Origin of the sequence: uncultured Aquimarina sp., assembly GCF_947492965.1 — a bacterium.
Classification (GTDB): domain Bacteria; phylum Bacteroidota; class Bacteroidia; order Flavobacteriales; family Flavobacteriaceae; genus Aquimarina.
This window is the reverse complement of the sequence record NZ_CANLOZ010000005.1, coordinates 24,291-40,351: the sequence shown is the minus strand read 5'-3', so window position 1 is coordinate 40,351 and position 16,061 is coordinate 24,291. Positions and strand designations below refer to the sequence as shown.

10 protein-coding genes are annotated in these 16,061 nt (G+C 35.2%); 8 read left to right on the top strand and 2 right to left on the bottom strand.

Annotated elements, in window-relative coordinates:
- Positions 1-138: 138 nt before the first annotated feature.
- The 3 genes from Q1B37_RS13765 to Q1B37_RS13755 all read left to right on the top strand — a co-directional run bounded on the left by Q1B37_RS13765 (position 139) and on the right by Q1B37_RS13755 (position 8,795).
- On the top strand, positions 139-7,440 hold the full coding sequence (locus Q1B37_RS13765; RefSeq protein ID WP_299899388.1) for a BspA family leucine-rich repeat surface protein: 7,302 nt from the start codon (positions 139-141) through the stop codon (positions 7,438-7,440).
- Positions 7,441-7,638: 198 nt separating this feature from the next.
- Complete coding sequence (locus Q1B37_RS13760) at positions 7,639-8,238, top strand: LysE family transporter (RefSeq protein ID WP_299899386.1); 600 nt, start codon at positions 7,639-7,641, stop codon at positions 8,236-8,238.
- Between the two features lie 56 nt (positions 8,239-8,294).
- A complete protein-coding gene (locus Q1B37_RS13755; RefSeq protein WP_299899384.1) occupies positions 8,295-8,795 on the top strand; it encodes a DUF1761 domain-containing protein in 501 nt (166 codons plus the stop codon).
- Between the two features lie 49 nt (positions 8,796-8,844).
- On the opposite strand, the gene Q1B37_RS13750 is transcribed toward Q1B37_RS13755, so the two are convergent.
- A complete protein-coding gene (locus Q1B37_RS13750) occupies positions 8,845-9,858 on the bottom strand; it encodes a metal-dependent hydrolase (RefSeq protein ID WP_299899382.1) in 1,014 nt (337 codons plus the stop codon).
- Position 9,859: 1 nt separating this feature from the next.
- On the bottom strand, positions 9,860-11,047 hold the full coding sequence (locus tag Q1B37_RS13745; protein WP_299899380.1) for a hypothetical protein: 1,188 nt from the start codon (positions 11,045-11,047) through the stop codon (positions 9,860-9,862).
- Between the two features lie 267 nt (positions 11,048-11,314).
- Here Q1B37_RS13745 and Q1B37_RS13740 point away from each other — a divergent pair, with 267 nt between their 5' ends.
- The 5 genes from Q1B37_RS13740 to Q1B37_RS13720 all read left to right on the top strand — a co-directional run bounded on the left by Q1B37_RS13740 (position 11,315) and on the right by Q1B37_RS13720 (position 16,008).
- Positions 11,315-11,746, top strand: a complete 432-nt coding sequence (locus tag Q1B37_RS13740) for a response regulator (protein WP_299607440.1) — start codon at positions 11,315-11,317, stop codon at positions 11,744-11,746.
- Between the two features lie 37 nt (positions 11,747-11,783).
- Positions 11,784-12,194: a response regulator gene (locus Q1B37_RS13735; RefSeq protein ID WP_299899378.1), complete on the top strand. Its 411-nt coding sequence runs from the start codon at positions 11,784-11,786 to the stop codon at positions 12,192-12,194.
- A 152-nt stretch (positions 12,195-12,346) separates the two neighbouring features.
- Positions 12,347-12,799 (top strand): response regulator, encoded by a 453-nt coding sequence (locus tag Q1B37_RS13730; protein WP_299899376.1) that lies wholly within the window; start codon positions 12,347-12,349, stop codon positions 12,797-12,799.
- Positions 12,765-13,178, top strand: coding sequence for a response regulator (locus tag Q1B37_RS13725; protein ID WP_299899374.1), 414 nt, complete (start codon positions 12,765-12,767; stop codon positions 13,176-13,178). The genes Q1B37_RS13730 and Q1B37_RS13725 overlap by 35 nt, the downstream gene beginning before the upstream one ends.
- Before the next feature lie 118 nt (positions 13,179-13,296).
- Positions 13,297-16,008: a TonB-dependent receptor gene (locus Q1B37_RS13720; RefSeq protein WP_299899372.1), complete on the top strand. Its 2,712-nt coding sequence runs from the start codon at positions 13,297-13,299 to the stop codon at positions 16,006-16,008.
- Positions 16,009-16,061: the final 53 nt, after the last annotated feature.

The window sequence follows — 16,061 nt, the reverse complement described above, 5'->3', positions numbered from 1 at the left end:
CTCGATTTTAAGAATTTATTTCAACTCTTTTTTTAATAAAAAGCCCCTTATGAAATGAGCCGTTAAAATGATTTTTATTGAACTGATCATTACTATTGGCGAATTCCATCTGGCTGATAAACCTTATACAAGCAACAGATGAAACACTTTTACATTACACTATTTTTTATTGTTAGTTTTTTTACTGCTGGATTTGCTCAAAGTGAATTTATTACCACTTGGCAAACTACAACAGTTAATGAGAGTATTACCATTCCCACTATAGGATCAGGATACAATTATACGGTTGATTGGGGTGATGGAACTATTGAAACCGGTTTTATCGGAGATGCTTCTCACACATATGCTTCTTCAGGAATGCATACGGTTACTATCACGGGTGATTTTCCAAGAATTTATTTCAATAATAGAGGTGATAAAAGTAAAATTAGAACCGTAGAACAATGGGGTACGATCTCATGGTCTAGTATGGAAGCTGCTTTTTATGGATGCGATCGTTTAGAATTGGATGCGGATGATACTCCTGATTTTTCTGCTGTAACTAGTCTATCGCAAATGTTTAGGAATGCCTTTTCATTAGTTGATCGTAAGAATAATATAGAGAACTGGGATGTAAATACAATCACCGATATGTCTAGTATGTTTCAATTAGCCCCTGATTTTAATGAAAATATTGGAGTTTGGGATGTAGGTAGTGTTACTGATTTTTCGTCCATGTTTGAGGATGCTTCTGACTTTAATCAAAACCTAAACAATTGGAATATAGGGGAACGTGTTATCGGAACAATTGTAATGAATAAAATGTTTCGATCTTCAACGAAATTTAATGGTCCATTGAATAATTGGGATGTAAGTAAAGTGATAAACATGGAATCTATGTTTGATAATGCACATGGCTTTAACCAACCATTAAACCTCTGGGATGTGGGTGAAGTGACAAATATGAAATTTATGTTTTTTTCGGCATGGAGGTTTAATCAAGCTTTGGGAGATTGGGATATTTCTAGCGTTAACGATATGTCGTCTATGCTGGATGGAACTAATCTTTCTATAGGAAATTATGATGCCACACTAATTGGTTGGGCAACAGATAGTACAGATATACCTGAAAATATTTCTTTTAGAGCAAATTCCGGATATTGCCTATCCACAAACGCAAGAAATAAATTAACTTCTGCTCCTTACAGTTGGGATATCTCTGATGGAGGACAGATCTGTAATTTTAATAGAGCATTTACTACCACTTGGCAAACTACAGGGGCTAATGAAAACATTATAATACCCACCACAGGTGCTGGATATGATTATCTAGTGGATTGGGGAGATGGAACTGCAATTACTTCAGAAATAGGTAATGCAACACATACATATACTACAGCTGGATCATATGAGGTTAAAATTATAGGAGATTTTCCAAGAATTTATTTTGGCTTTTTGAGTAATAATGAGAATGCGAGTAAATTACAATCCATCAAGCAATGGGGATCACAGCAATGGACCAGTATGGAATATGCTTTTTCTAACTGTATTAATGTGGTCATAGATGCTACGGATACACCCGATTTAACAGGTGTCACCAGCATGAGAGGAATGTTTAATGAGTGTAGAAGCATTTCTGATAATGGAGGTGGAATTGGTGACTGGAACGTAAGTGCAGTAGAAGACATGAATACTACCTTCAGAAATTCATCATTTAATGAAAACATAAATAACTGGGATGTAAGAAATGTAGGATCTTTTTATGGGATGTTTCAATCAGCAACAAATTTTAACCAACCATTAAATAATTGGAGACTGAATAGCGCTACAACTACAACACAAATGTTTTCCGGCGCTACTCAATTTGATCAAGATCTAAGTGATTGGAATACCGATAATATCACGAGAATGAATGGGATGTTTCAATCTGCTACTTCATTTAATAGGGATCTAAGTAATTGGAATGTAAGTAAAGTAGAGAAATTTCAGAATATGTTTTCTGGCGCTACAGCATTTAATCAATCTTTAGGATCCTGGGATATTAGTAGTGCAAATGCGATGGTATCTATGTTCAATAATTCAGGACTCTCTACCGCTAATTATGATGCTACTTTAATCGGTTGGGCTACTCAAGATACTGGAGAGATGATACCTTCCAATATTAATATTAGTTTCTTAGGCAGTCAATACTGTTTTGGAACAGAGGCTAGAAATACGCTAACTGATCCTACTGGATTCAATTGGAACATTACCGATGATGGAGCTGCATGTGCCACCGCAGATTTCTTTATTACCACTTGGGAAACTACTGTGAATAATCAGAGTATTACCTTTCCAACTACAGGAAATGGATATGATTATTCGGTAGATTGGGGAGATGGTACTATCCAAACTGGATTTACAGGTAATGCATCACACTCATATGCTACTGCAGGAATCCATACGGTTAGAATTATTGGTGATTTTCCAAGAATTTATTTTAATAATGGAGGAGGTTATAAAAATAGAATTCGAACCATTGAGCAATGGGGATCGATTTCATGGACTTCTATGGAAAGAGCTTTTTATGGTTGTAATAGTTTAGAATTAAATGCGGATGATACCCCTGATTTATCTGCTACAACGAATCTATCGCGAATGTTTTGGGGCGCTGTTAAATTTATCGATCGTAAGGATACCATTGGAAACTGGGATGTAAGCACCATCACTGATATGTCTTATATGTTTAGGGTAGCTATTGATTTTGATGAAGACATTGGTAATTGGGATGTGGGTAGCGTCACTAATTTTACCTCTATGTTTGATAGTGCGTATAACTTTAATCAAAATCTAAATGATTGGAATATTGGAGAACGTGTTACTGGAACAATTAACATGAGTGAAATGTTTGCAAGAACAAGAGTATTTAATAGTCCATTGAATAATTGGAACGTTAGTAAAGTGACAAATATGCTTGGTATGTTTAATGAGGCAGATAATTTTAACCAACCATTAAACCTCTGGGATGTGAGTGAAGTGTCAAATATGAGATTGATGTTTTTAAGGGCATCGAGATTTAATCAAACTTTGGGAGATTGGGATATTGGCAACGTCAGTTCAATTTCGAATATGCTTGATCAATCAGGATTATCCACAGAAAACTATGACACTACTTTGATTGGTTGGGTAGGAAATAGTAATACACCAAGTGGATTAGATCTTGGAGCGTCTAATCTTACCTATTGTTTCGGAACGGACGCTAGAAATACACTAACGGATCCTACTGGATTCAATTGGAATATTACAGATGATGGTACTGCTTGTGATTTAACAGAAGCGTTCATCACTACCTGGCGAATCAATTCTAATAATGAAGAGATATCATTCCCTATTCCAGATACCGGACTTGATTTTATAGTAGATTGGGGTGATGGTACTATTACCAATGAAATAGAAGAAGCTTATCATACCTATGCAAATGCAGGAACCTATACCATTCGTATTTTAGGGAATTTTAATCGATTACGTTTTAATGATAATGCAGATAGTGATAAAATACTAACCATCGAACAGTGGGGAAGTAATACATGGACCTCTATGGAGGATGCTTTCAGAGGATGTACCAATTTAGAAGTAAAAGCAACAGACAGCCCCGATTTATCAAATGTTACTTCTCTTGCATATATGTTTGCCCAATGTAGTTCTTTAGATAAAGATTTTCCCGTTGATTTTTCGGGTTGGGATACGAGTGGTATTCAAGATTTTACATGGGCATTTGCGGATGCGGTAGCATTTAACAGTAGTAGTATTGTGAATTGGGATGTAAGCGAAGCCACCACCTTTGGATTTATGTTTGTAGGGGCGACTGCTTTTGATCAAGATTTATCGGCTTGGGATATTAGCAGCGCACAAACTATGGAATCGATGCTACAATTTACTTCCATGTCGGAAGAAAATTATGACAAAACCCTAATCGGTTGGGCTACTTTAGACACTGCTTCGGGGGAAACACAAATACCTTCGAATGTTGATTTAGAAGTTGATGCTACCTATTGTTTAGGAGTAAATGCCAAAAACACCTTACTAAATGCTCCATATGATTGGACTATCGATGATGGAGGACTGGGATGTCCTAATGAGGATCTCTTTATTACTACATGGAATATTGCTACCGATTTTGAATTTATCACACTTCCTGTGGTAGGATCGGGACTGGATTTTGTGGTAGATTGGGGCGATGGTACCGTTACTTTTGAAACTCAAGAAGCGTATCATACCTATGAAAATGCAGGAACGTATACCATGCGTATTTTAGGAGACTTCAATCGTATCAATTTTGATGGATATCCATCAAGCGAAAAAATAGTAACCATTGAGCAATGGGGACCGAACTTCTGGACTTCTATGGAAGATGCATTTAATGGTTGTATTAACCTCAAGTTAAATGCCGATGATGTTCCTGATTTATCATCCGTAAGCTCTACACAACGTATGTTCCAAGGATGTACGAATCTAGAAGACCTACAAGATAAAATGAATGATTGGGATATGAGTGCTGTGATCGATACTAGGTCAATGTTCGAGAACTGTAGCCTATTCAACGAAGTTATTAGTGATTGGAATGTAACTAATGTAAGAACTATGAATGCTATGTTTCAGTCTGCAACTGCTTTTAATCAAAGCTTAGGAAGTTGGGACATCAGTGCTGCCAATACGATGGACAATATGTTGGTAGACGCTGGAATGTCTTCTGAAAATTACGATAAGACCCTAATCGGTTGGGCTACTTTAGAAGCTGGAGAAACACAAATACCCAGTGATATCACATTTGATGCCAGTGCAGCGTATTGTTTAGGAGAAGCTGCTAGAAATATATTAACAGATGCTAGCGGGTTAAATTGGATCATTTCTGATGATGGATTAGGATGTGCTCCTACAGATGCTTTTATAACCACATGGACGGTAGCTGATGGTGGTCAAATTACAATTCCGAACTTTTCAATGTTTATTGCGCATAATTATAACGTAGATTGGGGTGATGGAACTTTCAGTATAGGAAATACCTCTTCTACATCTCATACATATACTTCTGGTGGAACCTATACGGTTAGTATAACAGGAAATATGCCTACTATATTTTTTGGTATTGCAGATAATACCACCAAAGAAAGTTTACAAACTATAGAGCAATGGGGAAATCAGAAATGGGAATATCTAAATGCAGGATTTGCGGGATGTACTAATCTAAAATTGAATGCAGATGACACACCTGATTTATCAGTAGTATCAACAGAAGATATAGGTTCTATGTTTAATGGCTGTACTAATTTTGAGGATCTAAAAGATCAAATAGGGAATTGGGATATGTCTCAGGTTCAGGATATATCATTTATGTTTTTTAATTGTTCCGTTTTTAATGAAGATATAAGTACTTGGTCATTTGATAATCTAACAAGTACAACAAATACATTCTCCAATGCTTTATCTTTTAATCAGGATATTTCTAATTGGGATATGTCTAATCTTGTAAGAGCTGCGGATATGTTTAAGGGAGCTTCATCTTTTAACCAGAACCTTACAAGTTGGGATTTAAGTAGTCTCACAACTGGTTTAGACGAAATTTTCGTTGGAACGGCACTGTCTCAAGAAAACTATGATAATACCTTGATTGGTTGGGCCACTTTAGAAGCTGGAGAAACACAAATTCCTACTGGCATTGATTTAGTAGCAGATGCTACCTATTGTCTTGCAGAGGCAGCCAGAAATACTTTACTATCTGCTCCGTATAATTGGAGCATTACCGATGGAGGACTTGGATGTATTGACCCAATAATTACTTTAATAGGAGATAATCCTCAGACTATTGAGAAGGGCGATGCTTATACAGAGTTAGGTGTTGACGTTACCTATGGAGCAATAGTAACAATCAATGCAACTTCTGTGGATACAGATGTGGTAGGTAGCTATACCGTTACTTATGATGCTACAAATACGGTTTCTGGAGCTACCGCAACACAAGTAACCAGAATGGTAGAAGTGGTAGATACTACAGCACCTGTAATTACCTTAAACGGACCAAATCCACAAATCATAGAACTAGGAGATCCGTATGTAGAACAGGGAGCAACAACCGATGACGGTAGTCCTGTTACCCTTGATACTAATATTTCTCTCCTAGTTAGTAATGTAGGCACTTATTCTGCCACGTATTTTGCAGCAGATGCCTATGGTAATAGTTCGACAGTATTCAGAACAGTAGAGGTTGTTGATACTACAGCACCCGTAATTACCTTAAACGGGCCAAATCCACAAATCATAGAATTAGGAGATCCGTACGTAGAGTTGGGAGCCACAACCGATGATGGTAGTACTATCACTTTTGATACTAATATTTATCTCTTTGTTAGTGATGTAGGCACATATACGGCAATGTATTTTGCTATCGATGACTATGGTAATAGTTCAATAGTATTCAGAACGGTAGAGGTGGTAGATACGACTGCTCCAGTAATTACCTTAAACGGGCCAAATCCACAAATCATAGAATTAGGAGATCCGTACGTAGAGTTGGGAGCAACCACCGATGATGGGAGTCCAGTTACTCTAGATACTAATATTAATCTCCTAGTTAGTGATGTAGGTACATATTCTGCCATGTATTTTGCAGCAGACGCCTATGGTAATAGTTCCACAGTATTCCGAACAGTAGAGGTGGTAGATACTACCAATCCTACTGTGGTATGCCAAAATATAACCGTACAATTAGATGATACAGGGAATGCTAGTATTACCGCTGCTATGATCGATAATGGTTCTGCAGATCTTTCAGGCATAGCCTCAATTGCTATTGATATAACAGATTTTGATTGTACTAACATTGGAGATAACATGGTAACCCTAACGGTTATTGATGCTCATGGAAATATAGAAATGTGTATGGCTACTGTTACGGTAGAAGATAACATTTCTCCAGAATTCGATATAACCACAGTACCTACGGATATGGAAGTGCCTTTTGATACTGGTGATATGTATGCGTTGGCTGATTTTACTACAGATGTAGTGGTAACTGACAATTGTGATAGCAACAGAAGGGCATTGGCCACTACGATTACGCAGAGTCCGGTAGCAGGTACACTGCTAGGAGCAGGTGATCATTTAATTACACTTACAGCAACAGATGATAACTCGAATATAGAAACAATTTCTTTTACGATTACCGTATCTGGCATATTGAGTGTAGAAGAAAATGAAGAGTATCTGTTCACTATATATCCAAATCCAGCGAAAGATCAGGTTTGGATCACTGGATTACAAGGTGAAGCAGAAGTAACGATTTCAGATATCAATGGTCGCATATTACGCACAATAAAAGTGATGAACGATCAAGCGATTTCTACAAGAGATTTATCAGAAGGAGTGTATTTAATTACGATCCAACAGAATAATATCAATCAAACGATGCGATTGATGAAGAATTAGAATACTAAATAATCATCGGCAAAAAGGAAGTGTTACAAAGTTAAGGGGTTGGAACATGGAAGTTTGCCAAACAAAACCATCTGCCTAGGCGGATGGTTTTCTTTTTTGATTAGATAAGAGATTGAATCGTATGTGAAGATATGTTTGGTACAAAGCTGTAGATATAAAAACTATATTTGCCTAGCAACAATCATACATATGTCATTTATAGAAGGGTTTTTGATTGGTTTGGCAATGGTAATTTTTGTTGGACCAGTATTCTTTTTGTTACTCAATAGTAGCTTTCAATACGGCATGAAAGCGGGGATATCTGTTGCTTTGGGTATTATTGTTAGTGATATTGTTTGTGTAATACTATGTTATTACGGAATATCAAAGTTTATAACAGCTTCAAATAATCAATTTTGGATAGGTGTTATAGGAAGTAGTATTCTTTTTGGATTAGGCATCAACTATCTTTTAAAAAAACCACATATTACCAATGATCTTGCGATTAACTCAAAAAAGGGTAGTACTTTTTTTATAAAAGGATTCAGCGTTAATTTTTTTAATCCTTTTGTATTTGTAGTTTGGATTGGAGTTTTTAAATATGGTTCTCAGAAATATTTCGAAACATTAGAATTATACATGTTTTTAAGTGCGGTACTTATGGGAATATTAACAACTGATTTGTTAAAAGTATTCCTCTCTGATAAACTTAAGAGATTTATTTCCGTGGATAGGTTAAAAGTATTTTTTAGAATTACGGGTGCAGTGCTGTTAATCTTTTCGTTTCGGTTATTGTATTTGGTATGGTGAAAATGATACTTTAGATTTTCGCTATATTTGAGTAACAACTTTAAAAACGAACCAATATGGAATTTAATTTAGTGATTACGGCACTTGCCGCTCTTATCCCTATGGTATTAGGATTTATATGGTATAACCCAAAGGTTTTTGGAACTGCGTGGATGAATGTTTGTGGTTTTACCGAAGAAGATCTCAAAGGAGGCAATATGGCGTTAATTTTTATCCTTAGCTACGTACTCAGTTTTTTTCTTGCAAGTTTTGTACAAACGTATGTAATTCACCAGTTCGGTGTTTTCCAAGTTCTTATGGAGAATCCTGATGTTCTAGTAGAAGGAACAGAAGCATACAAATATGCTCAGGATTTTATGGCGGATCATGGAGATAATTTCAGAACCTTTAAACATGGCGCTCTGCATGGAACAATGATGGGAATATTAGTAGCGTTACCAATTTTAGGAACCAATGCAATGTTCGAGAGAAAGGGCTTTAAGTATATTGCTATTAATGTAGGTTACTGTACGGTATGTCTAGCATTAATGGGAGGTGTTATTTGTCAGTTTGCTTAATATTCTTTTTTAAATACACAAAAGAGGGATACCATAGCGATCCCTTTTTTTATGATTTATTTCCAAATACTCGAGCAAACAGTTTTTCTAACATTGGACCAGCTTCTTGCATATCTCGCTCTCGCTCCTTGGCTTGCAATTTTCCGGAAGTATCGTAAAAAAGCTCGTAGCTAAAAACAAAGCGCTTTGCACTTTTTCCTAACCCTAACAAACCAAATCTAAGATCATTAAAATATATGTTGTTCTCAGTTTTTTCTATGGTGTACCAGCCATGAGATAACTTTATGAGACGTTGTACAAGTGGATCGTCTTTCATCTCACCTAATAAATGATGATTTTGAGGAAACTCTAAAAAATCAATAACATCAGGTTCATCGAGATAGGAATAATATCCGATAAGAAAGGAATTATCTGTTTTTATATTAGCAGTCCATAGAATACTATTAAGCGGTGTAGGACGCGTTTGTATATCTTGATATTGAATATGCTGATTCTCCAAATTGGTAATAAAATTTGAGCTAGCTCCTTTTTGCAAAACCAAGGTAAGTAAAAGATATGTGGAGCTTATGTATAACCCAATATTATTAACACGTCTCCTTTTGGGATTCGTTCGTTTGTAAAACATCGCAATGATTACAAATATGAGAAAGGGGACTGTATATAGTGGATCAACAACAAAAATATTATTAAAAGCTAATCTGTTACCAAATGGCCAGAATAATTGTGTTCCCCAGGTAGTAAAAGCATCGAGTATCGGATGTGTAAAGAGCCCTAAAAACATGAGTTTAGTCCAGTCTTTCCAATCGGCTTCTTTGTTTCTGTAAATTTTGCTCACAAGCCAACCGAGTATTGGAGCCATCAGAACGCTAAAGAGTATTGAATGGGAAAAACCTCTATGCAACTCATTGGCAGTTACGGGATCAAAAAACCATTTAGCAATTACATCTAAATCAGGAATAGTTCCAGCAATAGCACCCCATAACATGGCCTTGTTACCAACTTTTCTACCAATAACAGCCTCACCAACGGCGGCTCCTAATACAATTTGGGTTAATGAATCCATACTATCCTAATTGTAGCTTAAAAGGATTACGAATTTCATATTCACTGGGAGAAATAAGTTCTATCAACGGTTTTATTAATTGATTAGAAAGGGAATTTCCATGTCGTGCATATAACTTCATTTCCACGGGTTTAGCTCCCACAGAACTTTTAATGATTTCTGCAGTTCTTCCTAATCTTAATTCGCCGACCTTGCAACTAATGGCAAGATTCACATAATCATATAGCATTCTCTGGTAGATATCATGAGACTTATTGTAAGAATAATCAATTCCAATATGATTAGCTTCTACGATATTATCCAGAATAAAAGCGGTTGTAAAACCAACCAGAGAACCTTCAAGAAAATATCCTTTAAAAACAAATGAGTCGCTAAGAGTTTCTTTTAAGTTCTTAAATGTAATGGCATTCAATTTCCCTATTTTGAAATCTGCTTTATCTAAAACAGAAAGGTATAAAGCATCAATAATTTCTTGGTGTATTTCAATGTCATTGGCTGTAAAATCTTTGATAACTAATTCCTTTGATTTTTTAAGTACTTTTTTTGCTCTGGTTCTAAATTTTGTTTTCATGCTAGCTAAGTAGTCATTAAAACTTGTCCAATCTTTTTGAACCTCTAATACCATATTTACATCAATACTAAACTCTCTAAAATCTTGTTTCTTGATGTAATCACCCTTAGTAAAAGAAGAAGGCCAGAATTCTTTTAGTAAAATGAAAGAAGGCTTGTCGGCTTTTTCGGTTTTTCGTATTTCTTTGAGCGCTTCTGATAAATTTTCGAAAGCTTCTTGATCCGTAATTTGATCGGAATACACAAAACCATGTTCTCCACAAGAAAATAAATTGCCACATATCAGTACGCGAACGTCCATACTTTTAATTAGAGTATTTTTAATAGTATCACTAATGCGACAAGGAAATTCCTGTAGTTTTAGATCCTGAGGATTAAATTTTATCAATTGATTTACAGCGATACCAACGGCATCGTCTCTCCGATAAAAAATGATATAACGAAAATCGATGGTATCTGCCAAGGTATTTTCTAAAGTTCGAAGATATGATAAGGATAAAAACAGATTATGCTGTTCATTTATAGCATTCCATTCATTAATTGGAATCTCCGAAGTATTGGTAAATATCGAATATTGAAGCGAGGTACCTTTGCACCTGTTTTTTATTTTGTTAAGCATAAATCCCTTACAAATATTTTTCGTGTAGCCCCTAGGAAATAATATCAAATTTACATTTAATTTTATTAGCAGTTTGTTAAACCCTTCTCAATTTTGATAGAATCGATTTTTTTAGTGTTTTGTAGCCGTAATTTATTTACGGAAAAACATTTAAAGTTATTTTGTCGTTTAAATGATGTTTTTGAACGAAAACTCATTCGAAAAGTCTGATTTTATGGTGCATATGTCAAATAAGTTTACTTTTTTTGGGTGTAATTGGAAAGTCTTATGGGGAAATCAATCACTTGTGTGCTCTTAATCGATGATGATAGAGCCATTAACTTCTTTAATGAACGAGTAGTTACTAAGCACAATAGTTTTGATAATGTAAATACGGTGCAGAGTGGGAAAGCTGCGCTGGAATATCTTGCTAATGTGGAAAATGAATTGGCAATAAAACCAGATCTTATTTTCTTGGATATTAATATGCCTGCTATGAATGGGTGGGAGTTTTTAATAGAATTTGCTAAGTTGAAAAAAAGCCTTACCGAAGGTATAAAAGTCATTTTATTATCTACGTCTTCTAATCCTGATGATGTTAATGAGTCTATAAAAAATCATTCTGTAGATGATTTTATAAATAAACCGCTATCATTGGATCTGTTAGATAATGTGATCAAAAAACATTTCTCAAATAATACCGTTCCCGCAGATAAGTAAATTGAATTACTTATTTTGTGGATTATTTTAAGAGCTTATGAGAAAGTTGAAGCGTTTTCTTTTAATTGACGACAGCAAAGCAACGACATTTTTTAATAAAACGATTATTTTAAAAACGGAGGTTGTCGAAGAAATTGCTGTTGCTTATAATGGAAAAGAAGCGTTGGATAGTCTGCAGTCAGATAGTACTCCAGAACTAATTTTCTTAGATTTAAATATGCCTGTCATGAACGGATGGGAGTTTTTAGACGCTTATCATCATCCTTCGAATCCATTCCAGAATTCAAAAATCGTTGTCATGCTTGGGGCAGAAATAGGCAAAGAAGAACGAGAAAGACTTTTATCTTTTTCTCAAGTGGTAGAGTTCAGAGATAAAATGTTATCTAAAAAAGTCTTAGAAGAAATTATTCAGAAATATTTTGCGCAAGAAGTATCCTCAAAACCCTAATAAAACCTTCCAAATTATATTCAATTCTAAACAGCTAATGCATTTTATCGTGTTTAGTTGTATTTTATCTATAAATTTAGATTGATTCTCGGGTAAATACACCTTTTTAATACTGTATCTATTTCTTTTGCGCCAACCAACAAAGATATATTATGGATAATGTTGTTGACTGTGTATTGTTAATAGATGATAGTAAGGCTACTAACTTCTTTAATAGTACCGTTTTGGCTAAGCATAAAAGCTTTGATAAAATACTCATCAAACAAAGTGGGAAGGCTGCTTTAGAATACTTGTCAGAGGTCGAAAAAGGTAATGCAATAAAACCTAGGTTAATCTTTTTAGATCTGAATATGCCGGCTATGAACGGATGGGAGTTTCTTATAGAATATGAAGGACTAAACCCTAGTTTAACCAACGATATTACCGTAATTATACTTACTACCTCCTCAGATCATAGAGATATTGAAAAATCAAAATCCAACGATCTAGTTACAGATTTAATTAATAAACCGTTATCGTTACCCATATTAAATAGTGTAATCAATAAACATTTTTTAACACCCCACAGTTATGAAAAAAATAAGAACGGTTCTTTTAGTGGATGATAGTGATGCTACAACTTTTTTTAATAAAACCATACTTTCCAAAACAGGATATGTCGATGAGATATTGGCTGCAAAAAATGGTTTAGAAGCATTAACTATCATTAGATCAGGAGTAGTTCCCGATATCATATTTTTAGATATTAATATGCCTGTTATGAATGGATGGGAATTTTTAGAAGAATTTAAAAATTTGAACAATGCCTTAGAAAATACCATTATCGTTTTAATGATAGGAGCACCTTTATCAAATGAGGATAAGGATAGGATACTGTCTTTTCCACAGATAAAAGAATTTCAGGGTAAGATGCTTTCTCGGATTGTTATGGATGATATTATGAGAAAGCATTATCAAGAAGAATTTGCTATACTACAATCATAAAGACATACTTGTGTTTGTTGTACTTTTTAAAAGATTTCACGTTAATTTTTTTATCTTTCAGACATAAATAGAACGCAAATACATTCTTTAAATAGGAATTAAACTAAAATTACCCCTTATGGTCAGATTACAATATGTAGCCTGTATCGCTTTGTTATTCTTTTTTAGTACTATAGGAAATGTTGTTGCTCAGTCCAGAGGAGTTATATCAGGTAATGTATCTGATCAATTTGGTAGTTTGCCTGGAGCAAAAATTAGTATCGAAGGAACAAATAAAGTTACAACTACAGATGTAAATGGAAGTTATAGCTTTGATGTAGAGGAAGGAGAATATGTGCTAACAGCAGCTTTTGTTATGTATACTTCCATTTCTAAGACTGTTACAGTTAAGGTAGGAGAAACGGTAACCGTAGACTTTATATTAGAAACAGGTTTTTCTATAGACCAACCCATTGCCGTTGGATCCAGAGCCAAACCTAGATCTTCTCTAAAAACTACTGCTCCGGTTGATATTATATCTCCACAAGAAATTACAAATGCCTCCCAAATAGAGCTAAGCCATATTTTACACTATTTAGTACCTTCCTTTCACTCTACACATCAAACCATTGCCGATGGAACGGATCATATTGATCCTGCCACATTAAGAGGATTAGGACCAGATCAGGTGTTAGTGCTTATTAATGGAAAGCGAAGACATAATAGCTCATTACTAAATGTAAATGGTACCGTAGGTAGAGGTACTGTAGGAACAGATTTTAATGCAATACCAATTTCTGCTATTGAGCGAATAGAAATTCTTAGAGATGGTGCTACTTCTCAGTATGGATCAGATGCAATTGCAGGTGTAATTAATATCATACTGAAAAAACAGACTGAAGTAATACAGGTAGATAATAGAGTAGGAATCACTACAGAGGGAGACGGTTTTACTACATATTCATCAGCCAATTTTGGGTTAAAAATTAGGGAAGAAGGGTTTGTAAACGTAACCGCAGAATACAGGAATAGAGAATCGGTAAATAGAGCTGGTGATTACACAGGAACAGTGTATACCGATGATGCGGTTGAGGATGAAAGTTTAATTCAGGAGAATAATTTTTTTGGTCAAACAGGTTATGATGATCGTCGTGTCATGGAAATAGGAAGTGCAGAGACGCAAAACTTGGCTTTAGGAATTAACGGAGAGATAAAAATGTCAGATAATGCTACCTTTTACTTACAAGGAGGTAGAAATTACAGAGAAGGAATGTCCGCTGGATTTTATCGTTTCCCAAAAGATCAGGATAGAGTAGTTCCAGAGCTATTTCCTAATGGTTTCTCACCTCAGATATTAACAGATATTAGAGACGATGTAATTGCCGGAGGAATTAAAGGTATTAAGAATGGATGGAATATTGATTTTAGTCACTCAATAGGAATCAATCATTTAGACTATACAGTAAATAACTCTAATAATGCGTCTCTCGGTGTAGCCTCGCCAAGAACATTTTATGCAGGTGGATTTGAATACCAGCAGAATACCACAAATTTAGATTTATCTAAATCTTTTGATTGGTTAAGTGGAGTAAGTATTGCTTTTGGAGCAGAGTTACGAGTGGAGAATTATCAGATTATAGCGGGAGAAGAAGCGTCTTATATAGATGGTGGTAGCACCTATTTTGATACTTCTGGTCAAGAACTTCCAAGAGCAGTAGGAGCACAAGTTTTTCCAGGGTTTCGACCAGAAAACGAATTAAATCGTTTTAGAACCAATAGTTCAGCATACTTAGACGTTGAAACCAATATTTCAGAAAAGTTATTGGTAAAAGCAGCAGGACGGTATGAAGCGTATAATGATTTTGGTGGTCAAGGTATTTGGAAACTCTCAGGACGTTATATAGTAAAGGACGATATCAGTGTAAGAGCTAGTTTTTCTACTGGTTTTAGAGCACCTTCTTTGCATCAGGTGTTTTTTCAAAATATAAGTACTCAATTTGTAAATGGCGAAAGCATCCAAGTAGGAACTTTTAATAATGAAAGTGCAGTTACTGCCGAAGCATTTCAGATTGGACGTTTAAAACCAGAACTGTCGACACATTTTAGTGCTGGTATTAGCGGAAAGCTAAATGATAAATTTACCTTCGCTTTTGACTATTATTTAATTAATATAGATGACAGAATTGTTCTTTCTGGTAGATTTGCAGAAGGATATGAGACCATATTAGAACCTTTTGGAGTTGGTGCGGCACAGTTTTTTACCAATGCAATTGATTCCAGAACTTCTGGTGGTGATTTTGCAGTTGCATACAAAACAATACTCGGTACTGGCGAATTAAATGCATCGCTAGGAGCAAATGTTACGAATACTAAAGTAAAAGGAGGCATCAAAGTATCTCCATCGCTTATTGGACAGGAGAATGTCTTGTTTAATAGAGAGGAAATTGCAAGAGTAGAATCTTCTCAACCTAATTATAAAATTAATTCTGGAATATCCTACGAATTCGATAAATTCAGATTGCAAATGATGAATTCTCTATTTGGCGAAGTGGAATTTGTACATCCTGATGATGGAGACGCTGCAAATTGGGTGCTAAATGAATTTACCGGAGTAGTAGAATCACGTGACCAAACCTTTTCTCCTAAACTAACTACAGATCTAGCAGTTTCCTATCAATTTAATGATTACGTAAAATGTACTATAGGCGGGAATAATATTTTTAATGTGTATCCAGATGAGCATACACATTCAGCAAATACGAGTGATGGTAATTTCGTTTACAGCAGAAGAGTGCAACAATTCGGAGTTAATGGCGCGAATTACTATCTTCGATTATTGTTACGGTTATAATGAGGATCTTCCACCAACATCTTTTTAATACTAAATTGGGCAGGCGATATACT